General features: G+C 65.7%; 21 protein-coding genes. 4 read left to right on the top strand and 17 right to left on the bottom strand.

Features of this window, described 5'->3' with window-relative positions:
- Positions 1-207: 207 nt before the first annotated feature.
- The 5 genes from WAN71_RS12365 to dxr form a co-directional block, all read right to left on the bottom strand.
- Positions 208-1,272, bottom strand: a complete 1,065-nt coding sequence (locus WAN71_RS12365; protein ID WP_422225604.1) for a hypothetical protein — start codon at positions 1,270-1,272, stop codon at positions 208-210.
- Between the two features lie 199 nt (positions 1,273-1,471).
- Positions 1,472-2,326 carry a GNAT family N-acetyltransferase gene (locus WAN71_RS12360; RefSeq protein WP_422225603.1) on the bottom strand — a complete coding sequence of 285 codons (855 nt, stop codon included), beginning with the start codon at positions 2,324-2,326 and terminating at the stop codon, positions 1,472-1,474.
- A gap of 48 nt (positions 2,327-2,374) precedes the next feature.
- Positions 2,375-3,541 (bottom strand): flavodoxin-dependent (E)-4-hydroxy-3-methylbut-2-enyl-diphosphate synthase, encoded by a 1,167-nt coding sequence (gene ispG / locus WAN71_RS12355; RefSeq protein WP_422225602.1) that lies wholly within the window; start codon positions 3,539-3,541, stop codon positions 2,375-2,377.
- Positions 3,542-3,554: 13 nt separating this feature from the next.
- Complete coding sequence (locus WAN71_RS12350; RefSeq protein ID WP_422225601.1) at positions 3,555-4,760, bottom strand: M50 family metallopeptidase; 1,206 nt, start codon at positions 4,758-4,760, stop codon at positions 3,555-3,557.
- Positions 4,757-5,983 carry a 1-deoxy-D-xylulose-5-phosphate reductoisomerase gene (gene dxr, locus WAN71_RS12345; RefSeq protein WP_422225600.1) on the bottom strand — a complete coding sequence of 409 codons (1,227 nt, stop codon included), beginning with the start codon at positions 5,981-5,983 and terminating at the stop codon, positions 4,757-4,759. Before dxr ends, WAN71_RS12350 begins: the two co-directional genes overlap by 4 nt.
- Before the next feature lie 24 nt (positions 5,984-6,007).
- Between dxr and WAN71_RS12340 the strand changes: the two genes are divergently transcribed.
- Entirely contained in the window at positions 6,008-6,265 is a 258-nt protein-coding gene (locus tag WAN71_RS12340) for a DUF2631 domain-containing protein (protein WP_422225599.1), read from the top strand.
- Here the strand turns inward: WAN71_RS12340 and WAN71_RS12335 are convergent.
- From WAN71_RS12335 to pyrH, 8 genes are all read right to left on the bottom strand, one after another.
- On the bottom strand, positions 6,258-7,067 hold the full coding sequence (locus WAN71_RS12335; protein ID WP_422225598.1) for a DUF4097 family beta strand repeat-containing protein: 810 nt from the start codon (positions 7,065-7,067) through the stop codon (positions 6,258-6,260). The two genes, WAN71_RS12340 and WAN71_RS12335, sit on opposite strands and share 8 nt — an antisense overlap.
- A 23-nt stretch (positions 7,068-7,090) precedes the next feature.
- Entirely contained in the window at positions 7,091-7,570 is a 480-nt protein-coding gene (locus WAN71_RS12330) for a histidine kinase (RefSeq protein WP_422225597.1), read from the bottom strand.
- A 51-nt stretch (positions 7,571-7,621) separates the two neighbouring features.
- Positions 7,622-8,488 carry a cytochrome c biogenesis CcdA family protein gene (locus WAN71_RS12325; RefSeq protein ID WP_422225596.1) on the bottom strand — a complete coding sequence of 289 codons (867 nt, stop codon included), beginning with the start codon at positions 8,486-8,488 and terminating at the stop codon, positions 7,622-7,624.
- A gap of 5 nt (positions 8,489-8,493) precedes the next feature.
- Positions 8,494-8,994: a protein disulfide oxidoreductase gene (locus WAN71_RS12320; protein ID WP_422225595.1), complete on the bottom strand. Its 501-nt coding sequence runs from the start codon at positions 8,992-8,994 to the stop codon at positions 8,494-8,496.
- Positions 8,995-9,065: 71 nt separating this feature from the next.
- Positions 9,066-10,145, bottom strand: a complete 1,080-nt coding sequence (gene rlmN / locus WAN71_RS12315; RefSeq protein WP_422225594.1) for a 23S rRNA (adenine(2503)-C(2))-methyltransferase RlmN — start codon at positions 10,143-10,145, stop codon at positions 9,066-9,068.
- A 40-nt stretch (positions 10,146-10,185) separates the two neighbouring features.
- Complete coding sequence (locus tag WAN71_RS12310; protein ID WP_422225593.1) at positions 10,186-11,133, bottom strand: phosphatidate cytidylyltransferase; 948 nt, start codon at positions 11,131-11,133, stop codon at positions 10,186-10,188.
- 22 nt (positions 11,134-11,155) lie between these two features.
- The gene (gene frr / locus WAN71_RS12305; RefSeq protein ID WP_422225592.1) at positions 11,156-11,713 is read right to left on the bottom strand and encodes a ribosome recycling factor; all 558 of its coding nucleotides are present in this window, start codon (positions 11,711-11,713) and stop codon (positions 11,156-11,158) included.
- 71 nt (positions 11,714-11,784) lie between these two features.
- The gene (gene pyrH / locus WAN71_RS12300) at positions 11,785-12,582 is read right to left on the bottom strand and encodes a UMP kinase (RefSeq protein WP_422225591.1); all 798 of its coding nucleotides are present in this window, start codon (positions 12,580-12,582) and stop codon (positions 11,785-11,787) included.
- 422 nt (positions 12,583-13,004) lie between these two features.
- Here pyrH and WAN71_RS12295 point away from each other — a divergent pair, with 422 nt between their 5' ends.
- Positions 13,005-13,247 carry a CsbD family protein gene (locus WAN71_RS12295; protein WP_422225590.1) on the top strand — a complete coding sequence of 81 codons (243 nt, stop codon included), beginning with the start codon at positions 13,005-13,007 and terminating at the stop codon, positions 13,245-13,247.
- Between the two features lie 56 nt (positions 13,248-13,303).
- Here the strand turns inward: WAN71_RS12295 and WAN71_RS12290 are convergent, their stop codons facing one another.
- The 3 genes from WAN71_RS12290 to WAN71_RS12280 all read right to left on the bottom strand — a co-directional run bounded on the left by WAN71_RS12290 (position 13,304) and on the right by WAN71_RS12280 (position 16,017).
- Entirely contained in the window at positions 13,304-14,239 is a 936-nt protein-coding gene (locus WAN71_RS12290) for a lysophospholipid acyltransferase family protein (protein ID WP_422225589.1), read from the bottom strand.
- A 273-nt stretch (positions 14,240-14,512) separates the two neighbouring features.
- Entirely contained in the window at positions 14,513-14,893 is a 381-nt protein-coding gene (locus WAN71_RS12285) for a DUF732 domain-containing protein (protein WP_422225588.1), read from the bottom strand.
- A 710-nt stretch (positions 14,894-15,603) separates the two neighbouring features.
- Positions 15,604-16,017: a ChaB family protein gene (locus tag WAN71_RS12280; protein ID WP_422225587.1), complete on the bottom strand. Its 414-nt coding sequence runs from the start codon at positions 16,015-16,017 to the stop codon at positions 15,604-15,606.
- A gap of 91 nt (positions 16,018-16,108) precedes the next feature.
- On the opposite strand from WAN71_RS12280, the gene WAN71_RS12275 reads away from it, so the two are divergent.
- Positions 16,109-16,822, top strand: coding sequence for an HAD family hydrolase (locus tag WAN71_RS12275; protein WP_422225586.1), 714 nt, complete (start codon positions 16,109-16,111; stop codon positions 16,820-16,822).
- Between the two features lie 24 nt (positions 16,823-16,846).
- Here the strand turns inward: WAN71_RS12275 and WAN71_RS12270 are convergent, their stop codons facing one another.
- Entirely contained in the window at positions 16,847-17,542 is a 696-nt protein-coding gene (locus tag WAN71_RS12270) for a class I SAM-dependent methyltransferase (RefSeq protein ID WP_422225585.1), read from the bottom strand.
- A gap of 45 nt (positions 17,543-17,587) precedes the next feature.
- Here WAN71_RS12270 and WAN71_RS12265 point away from each other — a divergent pair, with 45 nt between their 5' ends.
- The gene (locus tag WAN71_RS12265; protein ID WP_422225584.1) at positions 17,588-18,007 is read left to right on the top strand and encodes a MarR family winged helix-turn-helix transcriptional regulator; all 420 of its coding nucleotides are present in this window, start codon (positions 17,588-17,590) and stop codon (positions 18,005-18,007) included.
- Positions 18,008-18,076: the final 69 nt, after the last annotated feature.

Here is an 18,076-nt window from a genome sequence, read left to right as displayed (position 1 = left end):
GGACAACGCGGTGAAGAACCGCTGAGCTGCCGGCGCGGGGCCCTCGGCGCGCGGGGTGCACGCCGACACTGTGGTCGTCGTGACAAGCACCGCCAAGGCAAAGCTGGTAGCTGATACCCGTGATACCACTGTGGTTTTTGTTGCCATTGAGGCAGATGTTATGGAATTGCGCGGCGAGACCGGCGTAGGCGCACCGAGACTGAATCGTTACGTCGGTGAATTGCGCTGGTCGCAGATTGGGACGAGGGTCCCTTCTTCGGCAACCAGCTCGGTCATCGCGTGCTGGTAGGCGGTTTCGTGGTCGCGGATGGCATCCGGCGACGGACTGACAACGGGGTCTTTTCGGATGTCTTGTACCAGCGATACCGCCTGCATGGATAGTTCGGCGATCCGGTGCAGATGGCGTGAAATGTCGGGTGCGGATACCTGCCGCGCGTAGTTCTGGAGCTCGTCCGACCAGCCTTGATATTTGCTCACGTCCGGACCACCGGTAGTGATCAGCTGGGCGTCGAGCATGTCACGATGTGCATAGATGAAGTCCACGGCCTTGTCGACCGTGCGGCAGTCCGGTGGTCGTCTATCGGATAGTCCCCACAGATAGGCCGCGATCCCGAAACTGATGGCAACTACGACAACTAGAAGCACCGAGGCCCAGACGCGGCGCGGCGGCAATGTCACAGAGTCCTCGGTGTCGGCCGCTGCCGAGGCTGCTTCAGGGATCGCGGCGCCCACTGCGCGCAGCCGCGCGACGTTTTGTGGTAGCTGTCGCGCTCGGTAGGACGTCCATCCGAAGTAAGCGGCGAAGTAGAGCGCGAATCCGAGCCAGAGCAGACCCTGCCGCGGGCTGTTGGTGGCGAAGTCCAAGACCGCCAGCACGACATAGAGCGCGGGAAACCACCATTTGGCCGTCTTCTGCCATGGCGCGGCGCGGCGCCGCAGATAGGCCATGCTCAGGGTGCCCACCCGGATAGATGCCGCCAGAACGTGGGGATCGGCGGGAACCTCACCGCGTCTCAGCACCTTCATGACCTGAGTGCGCTGCTGGAGGGTCAAACCGGTGAGGGCGGCGGCGTAGCTTTGTCGCACCGGGTTTTGAATGACAAGCACCGGCGCGGCAAAGGCCAGGCTGAAAGCCACCACAGCTGCCAGCCCCCACAGCCATCCGGTTGCGGCGAGGAAATTCGGGAGCAGTAACACCACAATGGCCGTTAGCGTCAACGCCATCACCGAGGCGCTCACCAGCCATCGCACCCACCACGGCGCCACAATCATCCGAATCCACATACCGGCTCTCAGAAGTCCATCTGCGTGAACCGACCGCGCCCGGCAACCAGCAGGCTTGCGAGGAAAATCGTCACGGCGGACATCCTATGTGCCAACCAAGGAGGGAACGCGCACGAAACTTAAGGCATTGCGACCCTGACCGGCGTGTCGGCGCAGGGGTTTACGTGTCGCGCAACGACGCTCGGACTTAGTCCAGCAGGACCGTCGCGAAGGTACCGACCTCGACGAAGCCGACTCGGTCATAGGTGGCCCGGGCCACCGTGTTGAAGTCGTTCACGTACAGGCTGGCGATGCGCCCGGTGCCCACGATCACCGCTGCCAGCGTCGCGGTACCGCCGGTGCCCAGACCTTTGCCGCGCCACTCGGGATGCACCCACACGCCTTGGATCTGGCTGACCGCCGGTGACTGGGACCCAACTTCGGCCTTGAAGACGACTTCGCCGTGTTCGAAGCGGGCCCACGCTCGGCCCGCCGCGATCAGGTTGGCGACCCGGCGCCGGTAGCCGCGGCCACCGTCGCCGACCCGCGGGTCGACGCCCACCTCGCCGATGAACATGTCGACCGCAGCCACCAGGTAGGTGTCGATCTCGTCGGGCCGCACCTGGCGCACACCGGGATCGATCTCACACGTCGGCATCCGACTCAGCGACATCAGCGGCTGATGCTCACGCACATCACGGGCCGGGCCCCAGGCCGGCTCGAGTCGCTGCCACATCGGCATCACCAACTCGGCACGGCCGACCAGCGAGGAACACCGCCGCGACGCGGTCAGCGCCGCATCGGCGAACGCATACAGGTCGGTCAGTTGGCCGCGCAGCGGAATCAGGTTCGCGCCTGCGTAGCACAGCGACTCCTCAGGCCCGCGGCGCGTCCACAGCTCGCCGCCGATCGAGTTGGAGTCGAGGCCGTGATCGGCTACCCGCGCGGCGACCATGCAAGACCCGATCGGATCGTCGTCTAAGACACGGCGCACCGCGGCGCCGTCGCGCACTACCGACACCCGTCGCTCGCTGACCAAGCGGCGGATGGGTGGAGCCGACATTGCTGACTCTTTCTGCGACCAGACAATTGGGCCCGAGTGGGCTACGTCTCAGCTTACGGTCACAACAGGCGAACCGCTCGCTGTTGTGCCTTCCCCCGGCCCTGGGCCTATTTCGCTGGCGAGCCGCATGGCTTCCTCGATCAACGTCTCGACGATCTGCGCCTCGGGCACCGTCTTGATCATCTCACCGCGCACGAAGATCTGGCCCTTGCCGTTGCCCGATGCGACGCCGAGGTCGGCCTCGCGCGCCTCCCCCGGGCCGTTGACGACGCAGCCCATCACGGCGACCCGCAGCGGCACGTCGAGGCCGTCGAGTCCGGCGGTGACCTCGTTGGCCAGGGTGTAGACGTCGACCTGGGCGCGGCCGCACGACGGGCAGGACACGATCTCGAGCCCGCGGGGTCGCAGATTCAGCGACTCGAGGATCTGATTGCCGACCTTGACCTCTTCGACGGGCGGCGCCGACAGCGATACCCGGATGGTGTCGCCGATTCCCCGCGACAGCAGTGCGCCGAAGGCGACCGCGGACTTGATGGTGCCCTGGAAAGCCGGACCGGCCTCGGTGACGCCGAGGTGCAACGGGTAGTCGCACTGTGCGGCCAGTTGTTCGTAGGCGGCGACCATCACCACCGGGTCGTTGTGCTTGACGCTGATCTTGATGTTGCCGAAGCCGTGCTCCTCGAACAGCGAGGCCTCCCACAGCGCCGACTCGACCAGCGCCTCCGGCGTGGCCTTGCCGTACTTCTCCATGAACCGCTTGTCCAGCGAGCCGGCGTTGACGCCGATGCGGATGGGGATACCGGCGTCGCCGGCAGCCTTGGCGACCTCGCCGACCCGACCGTCGAATTCCTTGATGTTGCCGGGGTTTACCCGGACCGCAGCGCAGCCGGCGTCGATCGCAGCGAAGATGTACTTCGGCTGGAAATGGATGTCGGCGATGACCGGGATCTTGCTTTTCTTGGCGATCGCCGGCAGCGCGTCAGCGTCTTCCTGGCGTGGGCAGGCCACCCGGACGATGTCGCAGCCGGTGGCGGTCAGCTCGGCGATCTGCTGCAGGGTCGAGTTGATGTCGTGGGTCTTGGTGGTGCACATCGACTGCACCGAAATCGGGTAATCGCTGCCTACCCCGACATCGCGGACCATCAGCTGGCGCGTCTTGCGTCGTGGCGCCAGCGTGGGCGCCGGGGCTGCGGGCATACCCAGACCTGTGGTCACGGTTTGCCTTCTCTCACTGGAACAGTCGGATCGGGTTGACCACGTCAGCGGTCACCGTCAACAGCATGTAGCCGACCACCAGGACCAACACTACGTAGGTTGCGGGCATCAGCTTGAGGTAGTTGACCGGGGCGGCGGCGACCATGCCGCGGGCCGACCGGACCATGTTGCGCAGCTTTTCAAACACCGCGATCGCGATGTGGCCGCCGTCGAACGGCAACAGCGGCAACAAGTTGATAACGGCCAGGATGAAGTTCAGCTGGGCCAGGAACAACCAGAACGCCATCCAGACGCCGTGGTCGACGGTGTCCCCACCGATGATGCTGGCGCCGACGACGCTGATCGGCGTATCGAGGGAACGCTGCCCGCCGCCGATCGCGTGGACCAGCGCGCCGATTTTGGTCGGGATGGCGACCAGCGACTTGCCCAGCAGAACCGACAGGTTGCCGGTGAAGGTGAAAGTGGCCGGCACCGCGGTGATTACGTTGTACTGGGTGGGCCCGGGCGCCGAGCCCATCACGCCGATCACCCCGATCGTCGACGGCTTCGCGCCGCCGTTGCCGTCGGTGACCCAGCGCTGCCGCTCGGCGATGTCGACGTACTTGGTCATCGTTTGGCCGTCGCGCTTGATCACGATCGGAACGGTGCCGTGCAGTTTTTGCACCGCGGCGGCCATGTCGGAGAAGTCGGTGACCGGGGTGTCGCCGACTTTGAGCACCACATCGCCGGCCCGGATCCCGGCGGCGGCCGCGGGCCCGTCCCCGGTGCACTTCTCGAACTCACCTTGTTTGTATTCCGAAGCCGCACAAGCGGTTTGACCGATAACCGCGGAGGGATGCAGGTTCGGTAGGCCCCAGAAGACCGCGATCGCGTAGATCAACACCAAGCCGATGACGAAGTTCATGCCCGGACCGGCGAACAACACCGCGACGCGCTTCCAAGTCTTCTGCTTGTACATCGCGCGGTCATGCTCGTCGGGCTCGAGCTCCTCGACCGACGTCATGCCGGCGATGTCGCAGAACCCGCCGGCCGGAATGGCCTTGACGCCGTACTGCGTTTCGCCGCGCCGGGTCGACCACAGCGTGGGACCGAAGCCCACGAAATAGCGGCGCACCTTCATGCCGGTCGCCTGGGCGACCCACATGTGGCCGCATTCATGCAGCGCCACCGAAATCAGGATGGCGAGCGCAAACAGCACGATGCCGATAACGAACATCATCGGGTTGGTAGGACCTCCTGTGTGGCGCCTTTAATCAGGAACCTCGCCTTCCAGCGGGCCCAGCGCTGCGCGTCGAGTACATCTTCCACGGTAGCGGGTTCGGCGGCCCACTGGTCGGCGGCGCTCAGGACGTCGGCAATCGTGCGCACGATTGCCGGGAAGCCGATCCGGCCCGCCAGGAAAGCCTCGGCGGCTTCTTCGTTGACGGCGTTGTAGACGGCGGTCATGCAGCCGCCCGTCTCACCGGCCTGTCGGGCCAGTTCGACGGCCGGGAAGACCTGGTTGTCCAGCGGCTCGAACTCCCAGCTCGACGCGGTGGAGAAATCGCAGGCCGCGGCCACCGCAGGCACCCGGTCCGGCCAGCCAAGCGCCAGCGCGATGGGCAGTTTCATGTCCGGCGGACTGGCCTGCGCGATTGTCGAGCCGTCGACGAACGTGACCATCGAATGCACGATCGACTGCGGGTGCACGACGACCTCGATGCGCCGGTAGGGGATGCCGAACAGCAGGTGGGCTTCGATGAGCTCGAGTCCCTTGTTGACCAGCGACGCCGAGTTCAAGGTGTTCATCGGCCCCATCGACCAGGTCGGATGGGCGCCGGCCTGCTCGGGCGTGACGTGCTCGAGCTTGGCGGCCGGCCAGCCGCGGAACGGCCCGCCGGAGGCGGTAAGCACCAGCTTGGCGACTTCGTCTGGCGAGCCGCCACGCAAGCATTGCGCCAGCGCGGAGTGTTCGGAGTCCACCGGCACGATCTGGCCCGGCTGCGCCGCCTGCAGCACCAGCGGACCGCCGGCGATCAGGGATTCCTTGTTCGCCAGGGCCAGCCGGACACCCGACGCCAGCGCGGTCAGCGTGGGCTGTAGCCCCAGCGCGCCGACCAGCGCATTGAGCACGACGTCCGCCTCGGTGTTCTCAATCAGCCGGATGACCGCGTCGGGCCCGTGGTAGGTGATGTCACCGATGGTCTGCGCGGCGCGCTCGTCGGCGACGGCGACATTGGTCACACCGGTCTCGGCGCGCTGCTGAGCGAGCAGGTCCGGGTGCCCGCCGGCGGCGGCCAGGCCGACCAGCTCGAAGCGATCCGGGTTGGCGGCGATAACCTCCAGCGCCTGGGTGCCGATCGAGCCGGTACTGCCCAGCACCAAGGTCTTGAGGCGGCGGTTGGTCACCCACTTATTGTGCCGCGCGGCCGCAACCCGGTGTATGCCAGAATGTCGAGGCATCAGGAACCGACCGGAGGAGTCGCCGTGGCCAGTACCGAGGTGGAGCGCTACAGCAGCGGGGTCGACGTCGCTGATGTGCCGTCCGCGCATTGGGGCTGGAGCAAAATCAACCACCGCAACTGGCGCATCGTGGGGCTCTGCAGCGTCGGCCTGTTGCTCGCGATGCTGGACGGCAATCATGTCGGCCACATCGAAAACTTGTACTTGATCGCCTTCGCGGCCCTGGTGCTCTTCTTCGTCGTGCGCGACTGGTGGGGCCGCCGACGCGGCTGGCTCAGGTAGCGCTGTACGTCGGAACCGCCCGGCGGATGTCGACGTCGCCGGAGCCGGAGCGCACGTGGATCAGCAGCGTGTTGTCGCCCTCAGCCGGTCCATCGGCGGACTGCAGCAGGTTGGTGACCGTGCCTGAGCCGGTGATCACGTCCAACCGGGCGGCGGTGCCTTCGACCACCCCGACCCCGACCTCACCGCTGCTGGTGAACGCCGAGATCGCGCCTCGAACCGCGGTCGCGACGGTGACCGATCCCGACGCCGTCTGCGCGCGCAGGCCGCCGGATAGCTGCGCAACGCTGAGGTCGCCGCTGGCCGCCTTGAACACCAGATCTCCGTCGAGTTCACCGATCATCGCATTGCCGGAGGCGGCGGCGATCGACCCGTTTCCGGCGACGGCTTGAACGGTGATCGAGCCGGAAGCGGTGGCCACCTTGAGGTTTCCTTCGACGACGTCGATGTCGACGTTGCCGCTGGCCGACGAAATCCGACAGTCGGCGAATCCGCCCTCCGCGTGCACACCGGCCGAAGCCACCGACGCTTTCAACCGGGACCGCGACGGCAGCGCGATGTCGATGTCGACGGCGCCACCGCCGAACACCCCGAAGCCGCGCCGCGCCGCAGACACCGTCAGCTTGCCGTTGTCGCACTCGACCCGGGTCTGCTCGGCCGCTCGGACATCGGCAGCGCGGGACTCGTCGTGGGGCCGCACCTGCACGACGGTGTCGTCCCGGTCGGTCGCGACGAGCCGGACGGAACCGGCCGCGGCGTCAACGCGCACCACGATGGGCTCAGGGGTGTCAAAGGTGGGCATTGGTTTCTCCTTCGATGGGGGTGTCAACGCACCCAGCCGGTTACTTGCCGGGCGCTGCCGGCCGTCGCCCGGCCGGCGTGGGAATGGACGGCGGCCGCGACAGCACGGACCAGCCAGGCGTTCAGCGACGACCCGTCGCGCCGCGTCGCAGCTTCGACCGCGGCTCGCAAACCTTCGGGGAGCCGCAGGGTGATGCGCCAGGTGCCGCTGTCCTCGTCGCCGAACGCGACGTCGAAGGGCTGCTGAGCCGACGGCTCGTCGAGCGGAGCGCTGACGACGAATTCGGGATCGCGGCCACGCAGCCTGACCTCCACCGAACGCGGGGCCAGCTCGCTGGTGATCTCTTCGGCGCCGGCCGAGAGCGCTTCCAGCAGGGCCAGCCGGATCGCCGACTCCAGTGGCGCGCTGAGCCGATCGGCCAGGGCCTGGGCCTCGGCGCCGCCGGCGGTGGCGGCCAGATTCAACTCGTGGCGTACCGCGTCTACGTACGGCTGCAAATCCATGGTGTCATGGTGACATCATTTTGACGTCACTGCAAGCATCACCTTGGTGCGTCAGCTACGCGACGCGCGTCGGTAGAAGGCGCCGACGACGGCACAGGCCACCACCACTGCGAACGCCAGGATCCACGGCCATGCGCCATGCTGGTGCACCCAGCCGGCGACCGCGCCTTGTACGCGGCCGGTCGCTACGAGGAACGCGTCGGGCTCGAATCCGTTGGCGCTGTGCAGCCTTATCTCGTAGAGGGCGTAATAGCCCACGTACAGCCCAACGAGGACCAGCAGCGCGCCGCTGATCCGATTGACGTACGGCAAGATTCGCCGCAGCCGATTCACCACCGCCGAACTCGCGATCGCGGCGGCAACGGCCAGCACCCCGATGACCAGGGTGAGGCCCGCGATATAGGCGAGATAGATCGACGCGCTCCCGATCAGCGAGCCGCGGCGCAAGCCGGCGGCGGTGACCGCCAGGAACGGGCCGACCGTGCATGACAGCGAGGTGATCGCATAGCTCACGCCGTAGCCATACATGGACCCGAGCCGAGCAGTCGGAGTCCCTCGCCTGCCTGACGACCGGGGGGTCAACAGCGTCAGCTCCCGACCTAAGAGAAGCCAAATTCCCAGGGCGACAAGCACAATGCCGATCGCCACGACCGCGTACGGCGAATACCGCTGCACGGTGGCGCCCGCCGATATGGTGAGCGCTCCGAACAGCCCGAACACCGTCAAAAACCCCAGGCCCATTCCGCCGGTGGCCGCCAAGGCCCGGCCGACCGCGGCCAATCCCATCGACGTGCGGTCACTGGCGCCCTCCCCGCGTACCACCAGAACGAGGTAGGCGGGCAGCATGGCAAACCCGCACGGATTCAGCGCCGCGACCAATCCGGCGGCAAACGCCAAGCTGATTAGGCGTTGGTCCACATCAGCTACTTCAGCGCCGTGACCCGATCGGACAACTCCGACTGCGACATCGCCGCGGTGGGGTTGTTCACAAACGCGGACGTCCCATCGGAGTTGTAGAACACCCACGCCGGCTGCCAGGGCACGTTGTAGCGGGCCCAGATCGAGCCATCGGCGTCATTGAGATTGGTGAAGTTCAGGTGGTACTTCGAGACGAAGTTCTGCATCGCCCCAACGTCAGAGTGAGCCGCGACGCCCACGAAGGTGACCCCCGGATTAGCGGCGGCCACTTGGCTTAGGCCGGGAGCTTCCGCGTTGCAGAATGGGCACCACGGAGTCCAGAACCACAGCACAGAGCGCTTTCCCTGCAAACCTGCGGCGTTGAAGGGCGCACCGCTGAGTGTGGTTGCGCTGAACTGCAAACGATCGTCGGCTGCGAGCGCCCGCGGCGCACCGCTCAGCCCAAAAACCAAGGCGGCAACGGCTACGCCGAGCGCCAACCTCCCAAGCAGGCGTTGCACTCTCATATTCTCGTCTCCTTTGCTGACCTACACAGTGGAGACGTTGCTCACCCCTCGTCCGGTTCACGAGGGTGCGCTCAGCCGTTGGCGGCGAGCTGGCCGCAAGCGGCGGCGATCTCGCGACCGCGGGTGTCCCGCACCGTGCAGGGCACGCCGGCGGCACGGATGCGCCGGACGAACTCGCGCTGTGCGGGCTTCGGGCTGGCGTCCCAGTCACTGCCGGGTGTCGGGTTCAGCGGGATGAGGTTCACGTGCACCAGCGGGCCCAATGCGCGATGCAGTCGTTTGCCCAACAGGTCTGCGCGCCACGGTTGGTCGTTGACATCGCGAATCAGCGCGTATTCCACCGAAACTCGCCGACCGGTCACGTCGGCGTAATAGCGGGCGGCATCTAGCGCTTCGCCGATCTTCCACCGGTTGTTGACCGGCACCAACGTGTCGCGTAGCTCGTCGTCAGGGGCGTGTAGCGACAGCGCCAACGTCACCGAAAGCCGCTCGTCGGCAAGTTTGCGGATCGCCGGGGCCAGCCCGACCGTCGACACCGTCACCGATCGGGCCGAAATCCCGAAATCCTCTGTGATACGACGAACCGCCGCCAGCACCCTGGCGTAGTTGGCCAGCGGCTCCCCCATCCCCATGAACACCACATTCGACAACCGGTCTCCCCAGTCGTCACGCAGTGCCGCGGCCGCCGCACGTACTTGTTCCACGATCTCGGCGGTCGACAAGTTTCGGGTCAGACCGCCCTGGCCGGTGGCGCAAAACGGGCACGCCATGCCGCAGCCGGCCTGCGACGAAATGCAGACCGTGTTGCGCTGCGGGTAACGCATCAGCACCGACTCGAAGGTGCTGCCGTCAGCCGCGCGCCACAGCGTCTTGCGGGTTTCGCCTGCGTCGCAAGCGATTTCCCGGGTGGCAGTCAGCAGGTTCGGGAACAGAGCCTCGGCCACCTGACCGCGAACGGCAGCCGGCAGGTCGGTCATCTGCTGCGGGTCGGCGATCAGCCGACCGTAGTACTGGTTGGCGAGTTGTTTGGCGCGAAACGGCGGCAGGCCCAGTGCCGCGACGGCGTCGACGCGCTCGCCGTCGTCGAGGTCGGCCAGATGCCGCGGCGGCAGCCCCCGGCGCGGTGCCTCGAATACCAACTCTTGCTTCATCCCAGACCAGTATCGGTCCTCGCCGGACCCGCAGCGGCGGTCAGGGCACCAGTGTCAAGACGATCCAGGTCGCGACCGCCGATGGCAAGGCTCCATCTAGTCGGTCCATCAGGCCGCCGTGGCCGGGCAGAATCCGGCCCATGTCCTTGATCCCCAGGTCACGCTTGATTTGCGATTCCACCAAGTCGCCGAGGGTGGCAGTGGCCACCAGCGTGAAGCCCAGCAGCACCCCGACCCAGATTGGTTTGTGCGCCAGCAGGATCGCCGTCAGCGCGGTCGCGGTGACCCCGAACAACAGCGAACCGGCCAGTCCCTCCCAGGATTTATTCGGGCTGATCGCCGGAACCATCGGGTGCTTACCGAAGAGCACACCGACGGCATAACCGCCGGAGTCCGAAAACACCACGCCGATCATCAAGCAGAACACCCGACCCGATCCGTCGTGCGGATAGACCAGCAGCACGCTGAACGACGCGAACAACGGCACCCAGGCGGCCAAGAAGACCGTGGCCGCCACATCCCTCAGGAAGTTCGTCGACGATGAATCGGCGTCGGTGGGCCCGTGGGACGCGGACGTGCCGGTGAGCGCCAACCGCCAGAACATGCACACCACGGCCGTGGCGCCGAAGCCGGCGAGCGCACCGACTGCATGAAACGGCCACGTCAGCCAGACCGTGGCCTGGCCGCCGATCAGAAGCGGAATGACCGGTATGACGTGGCCGGCCTCGCGCAGCCGCCGCACCACCTCATAGGAGGCCATGGCAATCGCGGCGGCGACCAATGGGACCCACAGGTATCGGTCGAATATCAAGATCGCGACGATCGTCAGCCCGATCGCCGCGCCGACGGCGATCGCAGCCGGGAGGTTTCGGCCAGCCCGAGACTTCTTCGGCTTCTTCCGCTCCCTTTCCGGGCTTTCTGAGCTATCCGAGGGCTGCTGCACCGCCCCCTCGGCAGGGGTGTCTGCGCCGGTATCCGTTTCTTCCACGGCCGTCGTTTGCTGAGGCCCGTTAGACCTCCAGCAGCTCGCCTTCTTTGTGCTTGACCAGCTCATCGATCTGGGTCACGTACTGATGCGTGGTCTTGTCCAGGTCCTTCTCAGCGCGCGCGACCTCGTCCTCGCCCGCCTCGCCCTCCTTGCGGATGCGATGCAATTCCTCCATCGCCTTGCGGCGGATGTTGCGGACCGAGACCCTGGCTTCTTCGCCCTTGGACTTGGCTTGCTTGACGAGTTCGCGGCGCCGTTCCTCGGTCAGCTGGGGCACCGCGACCCGGATCAGCGTGCCGTCGTTGGTCGGATTCAAGCCCAGGTCTGAGTTGCGAATCGCCGTCTCGATGGCCCCGAGCTGGCTCGCCTCGTACGGCTTGATGACGACTAGGCGCGCTTCGGGCACATTGATGCTGGCCAACTGGGTAATCGGGGTCGTCGCACCGTAATAGTCGATAGCGATGCGGGAGAACATGCCCGGGTTGGCACGGCCGGTCCGGATGGTCGACAGGTCGTCACGGCTCACCGACACCGCTTTCTCCATCTTCTCTTCAGCGTCGAAGAGGGTCTCGTCAATCATGTCTGCGCCGCTCCTCCTCATTGCTGCGCTCTGCATCGTCGGCGGCGCGCATGTCTGCGCCGCTTCTCCCGTCAGGTGCTGACCAGCGTTCCGATCTTCTCACCTGCAACCGCACGAGCGATATTGCCATCGGTAAGCAGATTGAACACCAGGATCGGCATGCCATTGTCCATGCACAAACTAAAGGCGGTGGCGTCGGCCACCCGCAGGCCTCGGTCGATGACTTCCCGGTGCGTAATCGCGGTGAGCAGCTCGGCCCGGGGATTCACTCGCGGATCCTCGGTGAAGACGCCGTCAACCGCCTTGGCCATCAAGACCACATCGGCGCCAATCTCCAACGCCCGCTGTGCGGCTGTGGTGTCGGTCGAGAAATACGGCAGCCCCATGCCCGCGCCGAAAATCACCACACGTCCTTTTTCCAAATGGCGCCGCGCCCGCAAGGGAATGTAAGGCTCGGCGACCTGGCCCATCGTGATTGCGGTCTGGACCCGGGTGACGATGCCCTCTTTTTCTAGAAAGTCTTGCAACGCAAGGCTATTCATGACAGTGCCGAGCATCCCCATATAGTCTGAGCGGGTGCGCTCCATGCCGCGTTGCTGAAGTTGTGCACCACGGAAGAAATTGCCGCCGCCGATGACGACAGCGACCTGGACACCGGTGCGGACCACCTCGGCGATCTGCCGGGCCACTTGTGCCACCACATCGGGATCTAGTCCGACCTGCCCGCCGCCAAACATCTCGCCGCCGAGTTTGAGCAGCACTCGCGCGTACTTAGGCCGATTCGGGTCGTCCGGTGGAAATGCGTCGGCGCCGTTGGTGCTCGTCGGCTCCTGCTCCGTCATCAGACTCCTCGCATGGGAGGGCGCCATCCCGCCTTCGCCCAGGACGCCTATGCCCAAACAGCAGGGTCCATCCTGCCTCATGGCCAGGCTGCGCGTCCCGAGAGTCAACCGGATTGTGCAAGTTGTCTCGCAACGGCGTGGGCGGTAATTGCGCGCTCACAACAACATTCCGTTAGTGGGCAAATCCGTCGTCTGCGAGGCCGTGTTCGGCGTCACAGAAACCGATTTCAGCGGTCCTACCTGCACTGAAAACCCCCGAGTGGCAGGCGGGCCGGCGCATGCAGGGGTTTGGGCACCCCGCCCCATGGGAATCCCCCACACGCGGCGCGAAATGGCCAAGCGCGAAGAGCCACAACCAGAAGCGCTTTTGGCCGCGCCGGAAGCCGGTCCAGCCAACGGCCGGTGCGCGAGCAAGTTAGCTTGAATTGAGCCAATGAAGAGGGGACTCTATGTCGGACGACAAGAAGAGTGGGCCGCAGGAAGCTGTGAAGGGCGTCGTAGAGGGCGCGAAAGGCCTAGCCAAGGAAGCCGTCGGCAGCGTCGTCGGTAACCAAGACCTCGAGCATGAGGGCGAGGCCCAGCAAGACAAGGCGCAGGCGCAGCGTGACGCCGCCAAGAAGGAAGCGGAAGCCGAAGCCGCTCGTGGCGGTGCCGCGGCCGCCGAAAAGCGCGAGCAGGCCCACCAAAAGTAGACAGGTAGACGCCGAGGCCCGGTCCGAAACGGACCGGGCCCGTCGTTTGTAAGGCTTTAACCGAACAGTGGCAACGCCCGCTTGCGGGCCAGCGCGTCCATACCGCGCTGAATGCTGTCCTGAACTTCGTGATACTTGCGGTCAAGGTACTCGTCATCGTCGGCGCGCGCTGGGTCGTGATCGAGCTCGACTGCGGGCATGAAGCGAGTCCTGATCTTGGCCGGCAACGGAAATTGCGGGAGCGCGGCAGGGGCGATTCCCCAGGGCAGCGAGATGGCGAGCGGAAACACCTTGAGCCGCAACAGCCGGTCCAATCGCAGGATCCGTGAAAGCCGATCACCGCGAATCAGCACCGGCATGGCGTCGGCACCTCCCACGGTAGCGATCGGCACGATCGGAACACCGGCGCGAATCGCCATCTTCACGAACCCTTTTCGCCCGGCCAAATTTGCCTGGTCGCGCTCAGACCACGGCCGCAGCGAGTCCACCTCACCGCCGGGCCACAGCGCTACATCACGACCTTCGGCCAGCGCGGTCGCGATGGCATCCGGGGCCGCGGGTAACACGCCCATCGCGCGGAAGTACCGACCGAACCCCGGAATGGCCATCAACGCATCGTGGGCCGTGCCGTGCAGTGGACGCTCCTGGCCGAACCGCCGCCACCATTGCAAGCCCACTGTCCAGGCATCCCAGACAAACGGGGCCCCGGAGTGAATGCCGACCAGCAAGGCCGGCGGATCGCCGATGTTTTCCCAGCCGTCGATCTCCATCCGAAACCAGTAATCCACCAGCAGGTTCCAGAAGAACTTCTGCCGCTGCAAGGTGGTCTCATCGAAGCCGCTGAGGTCCCATTCACCGGCACGCTCGGCCACCCAGCCGCTGAGGCCGCCCTCTTGGCCCTCGCGCTTGTCTTCCATCGCGGCCCGCGCCTGATCGGCCTGTCGGTGCGCCTGCTCGCGCACATTCGCAGATCTGTGGTCGGTAGAACTCATGTTGGCTCCAATCTCGTTCCGCACGAAGCGGATCCGAAAATGCGGCCTCCCCGCGTCAACGACGATGCGGAGAGGTCGACAATTTGCTGCGTCGTCCGGTATCCGGTTGCGCGCTCGACCCGGTACCCCTCGAGCTGCTCCTGCTTTGCATCTGAGTCGTTGGCTGACATCGCGCCTCTCCTCCTGCCCATCCCGGGGCGGGGTACCCCAGCAGAGATTGCACAAACGATTGACAGACATTCGCCTGGGAATCTTCTGCGGCGCGATCGCGCCTCAGGTTGCTGGGGGAAGCTCGCCTTGATGGCTTGGGCAGTAGACGTCCACTGATGCGGTGATGAATCTGACCGCGGTTCTTCTCACGCGAGCGGGATATAGGTGCAAAACCGGATTGTCCGCGTACGCACTGTTCATCTGATCGTTGACGACGGTCTCAACCGCGTCGCCGCCGTCGAGGCGGCCACAAATTTCATGGGCTCGGGCGATGAGCCCCGGCACGTTATCGATGGCGGGAATCTGCTCTTGTTGGAGCAGCGCCAGAAACTGATCCTGCTGGCTTGGGTCGGCGCCTGCCGCGCCGGCGCAAACAATTGCGCCGGTCAGCACCACCGAGACGCCAACCAGAGCGGCTGCGAGGCTGGTAATGCCGATGCGCACGGCGGGATTTCCATTTCTTCGGTGCCACCTGTTCGACATCTAAATGAATCGACACCAAGCGGTAACAGTGGACGCGTCTAGCGCCTGCAATGATGGATATCGTAACTGGTTGTAACCGTGAATCACCACTGGGCTTTCGCGCAAACCCGCAGGTTAGCGGCATGGCGCGACGGCCATACCGGCGTATGACCGCATCGGGACATATCGGCATAGCGCCGTCGAAGACGATGGCTACGCGGGCTACGCGTCGGCGGCGAATATGTGCCGAGTGTGCGGTGATCACCGCCTTGATAAGCACCGCCTCGAGCATGGTGGGCGCGGCACAGTTGCCAGTGACGACGTGGCTGCGATCGGAGCGGGCGGAATCGGGCGCACACGGCACGGTGCTCACCGCACTGATCAGGCCAGCCCCCGTGGGGGAAATTGTTACGCCTGAGCCGCCACAGGTCCCGGCACCGACGGTAAAGCCGGTCGCGCCGCCTGTCGCGGCACCGCCGCCTGTCGCGGCACCGCCGCCTCAAGCAGAACAGCCGCTCTCCCCCCCACGACAGCCGGTGGCACCGCCACCACAACCCGAAGCACCCGCCCCACAACCCGAAGCACCCGCACCACAACAGGAGGGACCCCCACCACAATCGGAGCCGCCTCCTTCCGAGCCTCCGCCGCGGGGCCACGTCCAGCTCGCACCGTGAGGCGTGAACTGTGAAAGCTCAGCGGCCCCGGACCTGACGATTGCGCTTCATGATCGCGTCGACCAACTCCGATTTGTCCATCGTCGACCTGCCGCGCACGTCGAGCCGCCGGGCAATGTCGAGCAGATGTCGCTTGCTGGCATTGGCGTCGACGCCTTCGGCCGACGGGAGTGGGTTGTGCAAGCCCCCGCGCTCGGCGCGCTTGTCCGACGGACCCTTTCGCTGCTTGGGTTCCCAATGGTCGCCGACTTTTTCATAGCTATGCTTGAGCGCCGAGTAGGCGACTCGGTGAGCGCGTTCCTCGCTGCCGTACTGTTGGGCGGCCGCGTCATGCGCCTCCGCGAACGTGCGCTGCGCTTTGGCATCGGATCGTTGCAGCGTGCTGGGCAACTCGCTTTGCTTGGGCTTACCGCTCTTTGTTGTCTTCGGCATGGCAACTCTCTCGATCCTGGGCCGCTGCGTTATTTGGTCGTTTGCGGGGTACCCACCGCGTGCCCCAGTTCAACCGAAAGGCCTTTTTCCGATGGCGCATCCCACTCAGGTCGAAACCCCGCAGGGTTTCGCTACTGCCGGCAAACCTGCCGTCCTGTTCGATATCGACGGCACGTTGGTCGACTCCAACTTCCACCACGTGGTGGCATGGCACCGTGCGTTCCTCGACGTCGGAAAGGAAGTGCCGTGTTGGCGGATCCTCGGGCTGATCGGCCGGTCCGGTGACGAACTCGTCCGCGTGCTGCTCGGCGATGAACTGGCCGACATGCACGGCGCGCATGTCAAAAAGCTGCACACCCGCTACTTCGTCGACTCCGTCCCGGCGCTGCGCCCTCTTCCCGGCGCGCGGGAGTTGCTCGAGGCGATCGCAGAACTGGGATGGCGAGCGGTGCTCGCCACCTCGGCCGGAGAGGAGGAACTCTCCGTGTTGCGCGATGTGCTCGACGCCGAAGACCTGATCTGCGCGGTGACGTCGGCGGCCGACGCGAAGCGAGCGAAACCGCATCCGGACATCGTCGCCAGCGCGCTAGAACGCATCGAGGCTGCCCCAGCGGAAGCGGTCATGCTCGGCGACACCGTCTGGGATGTGCAGGCGGGCCGACGCGCCGGTGTGCCCACCGCAGCGGTACTCAGCGGCGGGATCGGGCGGGAGGCCCTGGAACACGCAGGCGCCGCCGCGATCTACGCGGGGCCACTCGAGGTGTGTGCGCACCTGGAGGAGTTCAGCCAACTCCGTCGGCTGTAACGACTTTCGCGGCTCGGTTGCCGATCAGGCCAGATGCGCCGACAGCAGCCAGGCCGGCACGGACTTACGTCCGTTGTCCTCGTCGCGCAGGTCCACGACGGGGAACTCGGCGGGGGTGCCGTCAGGGAAATTGGCGTGAATCCGGGCCGGCCGGATCTCATCGATGACCCAGTACTGCGACACCACATCGCGCAACTCGTCTTCGGTAACCGGGTTGGCCGGGCTGTCGGGCATTCCCGCCCGGTCGAAGACCAGCACGAAGTAGGACGCGCCTGGCGCGGCCGCGCGAGCAATCGACCGCTGGTAGCCGTCGCGCAGCTCGACCGGCATCGAATGGAACAGCGTGCTGTCCACGATCGTGTCGAATCGCCCTTCGGAACCGGTCGGCCAGCTATCGAAGTCAGTGATGTCGGCCACCTCGAACGAGGCCCTGGTCAACCCACGCTTGGCCGCCTCGGCCTTGGCCAATTCGATGGCGCTGGGCGAGGCATCCAGCCCGACGGTGTTGTGCCCCAACGCCGCCAGGTGCATCGACAGCGCCGCCTCGCCGCAGCCGGCGTCGAGCACGTCACCCTTGATTTTGCCCTGGTCTATCAGCGCCGCCAGCTCCGGTTGCGGCTCACCGAGACTCCACGGCGGCCGGACGCCTGTCCCGAACTGGGCAGCCTCGCCGCGGTAGGCCGGATCGAAATCGAAATCGAACTTTTCCACTTCAGTCATAACCGAGGTATATCAAGCTAGCTGATATATGTCAAGATGGTTGACATGAGCAACGCACAGGACGCGCCACTCGGATACCTGCTCTATCAGGTGGTCGCCACGCTGCGACCCGAAGTGGCCGCGGTACTGAGCCCGCTCGGTCTGACGCTGCCCGAATTCGTCTGCATGCGAATGCTTTCCATGAGTCCGGGGATGTCCAGTGCCGAACTGTCCCGGGAGGGCAATGTCTCACCGCAGGCGATGAACACGGTGTTGCACAGATTGGAAAACGCCCAAGTGGTGAGCAGGCCGGCGTCGGTGGCGTCGGGTCGCGCGCTGCCGGCCTCACTGACCGGAACAGGCCGGGCGCTGTTGAAGCGTGCTGAAGCTGTCGTGCGGGAGGCCGACGCCCGTGTTCTCGCCAAGCTGTCCGCAGCCGAGCAGCGGGAGTTCAAACGGATGTTGGCAGCGCTGGGGTCCGACTAGGCCTGATGGTTCGGCTCCTCCTCAGGCCGTCCCGGCCTGCATCGTCACCGAACGGCCTGATGGTTCGGC

The organism is Mycobacterium sp. (assembly GCF_049280035.1).
Lineage (GTDB): Bacteria > Actinomycetota > Actinomycetes > Mycobacteriales > Mycobacteriaceae > Mycobacterium.
This window is presented reverse-complemented; position numbering and strand designations above follow the sequence as displayed.

Excerpts from the sequence above, each read along its gene's own strand:
- dxr (WP_422225600.1), bottom strand. The coding sequence starts at position 5,983 with ATGCCTCGACATTCTGGCATACACCGGGTTGCGGCCGCGCGGCACAAT.
- WAN71_RS12320 (WP_422225595.1), bottom strand. The coding sequence starts at position 8,994 with ATGAGAGTGCAACGCCTGCTTGGGAGGTTGGCGCTCGGCGTAGCCGTT.
- pyrH (WP_422225591.1), bottom strand. The coding sequence starts at position 12,582 with ATGGCGCCCTCCCATGCGAGGAGTCTGATGACGGAGCAGGAGCCGACG.
- WAN71_RS12360 (WP_422225603.1), bottom strand. The coding sequence starts at position 2,326 with ATGTCGGCTCCACCCATCCGCCGCTTGGTCAGCGAGCGACGGGTGTCG.
- WAN71_RS12295 (WP_422225590.1), top strand. The coding sequence starts at position 13,005 with ATGTCGGACGACAAGAAGAGTGGGCCGCAGGAAGCTGTGAAGGGCGTC.
- WAN71_RS12270 (WP_422225585.1), bottom strand. The coding sequence starts at position 17,542 with ATGACTGAAGTGGAAAAGTTCGATTTCGATTTCGATCCGGCCTACCGC.
- WAN71_RS12335 (WP_422225598.1), bottom strand. The coding sequence starts at position 7,067 with ATGCCCACCTTTGACACCCCTGAGCCCATCGTGGTGCGCGTTGACGCC.
- rlmN (WP_422225594.1), bottom strand. The coding sequence starts at position 10,145 with ATGAAGCAAGAGTTGGTATTCGAGGCACCGCGCCGGGGGCTGCCGCCG.
- WAN71_RS12275 (WP_422225586.1), top strand. The coding sequence starts at position 16,109 with ATGGCGCATCCCACTCAGGTCGAAACCCCGCAGGGTTTCGCTACTGCC.
- WAN71_RS12365 (WP_422225604.1), bottom strand. The coding sequence starts at position 1,272 with ATGATTGTGGCGCCGTGGTGGGTGCGATGGCTGGTGAGCGCCTCGGTG.
- WAN71_RS12280 (WP_422225587.1), bottom strand. The coding sequence starts at position 16,017 with ATGCCGAAGACAACAAAGAGCGGTAAGCCCAAGCAAAGCGAGTTGCCC.
- WAN71_RS12265 (WP_422225584.1), top strand. The coding sequence starts at position 17,588 with ATGAGCAACGCACAGGACGCGCCACTCGGATACCTGCTCTATCAGGTG.
- WAN71_RS12350 (WP_422225601.1), bottom strand. The coding sequence starts at position 4,760 with ATGATGTTCGTTATCGGCATCGTGCTGTTTGCGCTCGCCATCCTGATT.
- frr (WP_422225592.1), bottom strand. The coding sequence starts at position 11,713 with ATGATTGACGAGACCCTCTTCGACGCTGAAGAGAAGATGGAGAAAGCG.
- WAN71_RS12290 (WP_422225589.1), bottom strand. The coding sequence starts at position 14,239 with ATGAGTTCTACCGACCACAGATCTGCGAATGTGCGCGAGCAGGCGCAC.
- WAN71_RS12330 (WP_422225597.1), bottom strand. The coding sequence starts at position 7,570 with ATGGATTTGCAGCCGTACGTAGACGCGGTACGCCACGAGTTGAATCTG.